Raw genomic sequence first — 2,448 nt, 5'->3', positions numbered from 1 at the left:
GCGCTCCAGCCACACGTGGTTCGTCCTCCACGAGCTCCTCGACCAGCCCTCAGTGGTCAACTACGACGGCAGCTGGGTCGAGTACGGCTCGCTCATCGGTGTCCCCGTCGAGAGGTGAGGATTCTCCCCGCCCCGCCCGGGCGATCGAGTCGCTAATCTCTGGGCATGTCACTTCTCTCCAGAGCGCTCGGCATGGCCGCACGTGCCTCCGTCGTGGCGCTCGGCGCCTCCGTGGCCTCCGCCGTCCTCGTCGGCATCGACCAGCGTCGCGGTGCGGTCCCGCAGGTACCCGACCACCCCGGCCCGTACTCGCCCGCCGAGCGCGAGGCGGCGGTGCGGATGTACCTCACGGCGCTCACGCTCCCCGCGGCGGCGTTCCGGGTGCCCTTCGCCCCCGACTGCGTCCGTCGCGAGAACGGGTTCAAGACGGGGTTCGGCGCCGACCACCTCAGGTGGGACCTGCATCTGCACCTGCAGTACTCGACGATCCGGGAGGTGCGCGACATCGTCATCACCGTCGACCCCCCGGGGCGCGAGGGCGTCGTACACGCGGACTTCACCCTCGTGACCGTCGTGGGACTCCGGGCGCGGGTCAGCGAGGACTTCGTGGTCCCCTCGGACGACTGCCTCATCCACTCGATCGACGCCCGCATCTCACTCGGCTGACGGCCCCGGGGTTAGAATTACGCCATGGTGCTCTTCTTCGAGATCCTCCTCGTCCTCTGCACGCTGGCCATCCTGTGGGCCACCTGCTACATCGTGTACCGCACGGTGACCGACGAGTCGTGACGGACAGCGACCCCACCGGCGCGGTCGACCCCACGCCGTCCACCCCCGAGGGGGGAGACGGCGGTTCGGTCGTGCGCGGATCCGCGAACGCGGCGGTCGATGCCGCGGCGCGGCGTTCAGAGCAGACCGCCGGCCGGAACATCCCGGCCTTCTCCGAGCTCCCGATCCCCGAGGACACGGCCAACCTCCGATTCGGACCGGACCTGCACCCTGGCCTCCTCGCGCTGCTCCCCCTGGTGGGGGTCTGGGAAGGCGAGGGCGAGGCGGACACCGCCGACCGGGGGGAGCACCGCTTCGGCCAGCAGATCGTCGTGGCGCACGACGGGGAGAACTACCTGAGCTGGAGCTCCCGGGCCTGGACTTACGACTCGGGCGGAGCGGTGGACGACCCCGCCTACCGGGAGTCGGGATTCTGGCGGATCTCCGCCGACGACCGGCTCGAGTTCCTCGTGGCACACGCCTCCGGAGTGATCGAGATGTACTACGGCACGCCGATCAACCAGGCCGCGTGGGAGATGGCGACCGACGTGGTGTTGGCCTCCCCCACCGGCCCGGAGCGAGGCGGCGCAAAACGCCTCTACGGGATCGTGGAGGGCGGCGACCTGGGGTGGGTGGAAGAGCGCGTCCACCCGGAGCGGGGCCTGGTCCCGCACATGTCTGCGCGGCTGAGGCGGGTCGCCGGCTGACCGCTCCCTAGAGTTCGATCTCCTTCGTCGCCCTCACCCGGGTCGAGCGATCATGGGTGACCACGACGACCGCCCGGTCCGGCCCGAACAGACCGCCCGGACCGCACTCGCAGATCCGACGGAGGACCGAGCCCGAATCCCCAGCCTCGAGATGCTCGGTGGGCTCGTCGAGAATCACGACCGGCGCGGAGACCAGAAGGGCCCGCGCGAGCAGGATCCGTCGCCGCTGTCCGCCGGAGACGGCGTCACCCCCGCCCTCCAGCACCGTGTCCAGTCCGTCCGGCAGGCCGGCGACCCACCCGCCGAGACCGACCTCGTCCAAGACGCGCAGAAGCTCCTGATCGGTCGCATCACCCCGGGCCACGAGCAGATCGTCTCGTAGAGTGGTGGCGAACACTCTGGCGTCCTGGGCGAGGTAGATCACCTGCTCGCGACAGTGGGGTCGGTCGAGTCTCGCCAGGTCCCCTCCCGGCGCCCGCACGCGTCCGGTCAGAGGTGTGTCAAGCCCTGCCAGGACCCGCGCCAGCGTACTCTTGCCGGATCCCGACGGGCCCCGGATCACCACCCGGTCGCCGCGGCGCAGGACGAGCCCCAGAGGCGTCGAGTTCAGCGCTCGGTCGGCGTATCCCCAGCTCAGACCCGTCGCCAATAGGAGAATCTCGCCATCGTCCACGAGTGACGCGGCGGCGTCGTCCTCGACCTCCGCACCCGCACCGGTGGCCCTCGCGGTCCCGTTGCTCCCGCAGGCCTGTCGGATCATGTCCCGGACGCGTTCGGCGGCGGGGATCGCCCGCGACAGGTGCCCTGCCGCGGCGGGAAGAGCCGCGAGCGCCTCGAACGCCGCCAGCGGGAACAGGACGAGTATCCCGATCCAGGTCGGTCCGTGGCCCGCGTCGCCCCCATAGGCCAGGACCCCCACGAGGAGGGCCGCCAGGGCCGTGACGAGAGTGCCCGCGGGCACTGCGGCCACGGC

Annotated in this window: 3 protein-coding genes and 1 pseudogene; 3 read left to right on the top strand and 1 reads right to left on the bottom strand. The window is 71.0% G+C overall.

The annotated features are described in order from the left end of the window. The 3 genes and pseudogenes from G6026_RS17570 to G6026_RS14705 form a co-directional block, all read left to right on the top strand. Positions 1-118: pseudogene (locus tag G6026_RS17570) on the top strand (sulfurtransferase); the annotation flags it as partial. Between the two features lie 47 nt (positions 119-165). Next, positions 166-666, top strand: coding sequence for a hypothetical protein (locus G6026_RS14710; RefSeq protein WP_182613619.1), 501 nt, complete (start codon positions 166-168; stop codon positions 664-666). Positions 667-785: 119 nt separating this feature from the next. Continuing rightward, on the top strand, positions 786-1,475 hold the full coding sequence (locus tag G6026_RS14705) for an FABP family protein (protein ID WP_182613618.1): 690 nt from the start codon (positions 786-788) through the stop codon (positions 1,473-1,475). Positions 1,476-1,482: 7 nt separating this feature from the next. Here the strand turns inward: G6026_RS14705 and G6026_RS14700 are convergent. Beyond that, on the bottom strand, positions 1,483-2,448 hold a 966-nt coding region (locus G6026_RS14700), incomplete at its 5' end, for an ATP-binding cassette domain-containing protein (RefSeq protein ID WP_182613617.1).

This window comes from Dietzia sp. DQ11-38-2 (genome assembly GCF_014145055.1).
In the GTDB taxonomy this organism is placed as follows: domain Bacteria; phylum Actinomycetota; class Actinomycetes; order Mycobacteriales; family Mycobacteriaceae; genus Dietzia.
This window is presented reverse-complemented; position numbering and strand designations above follow the sequence as displayed.

Excerpts from the sequence above, each read along its gene's own strand:
- G6026_RS14710 (WP_182613619.1), top strand. The coding sequence starts at position 166 with ATGTCACTTCTCTCCAGAGCGCTCGGCATGGCCGCACGTGCCTCCGTC.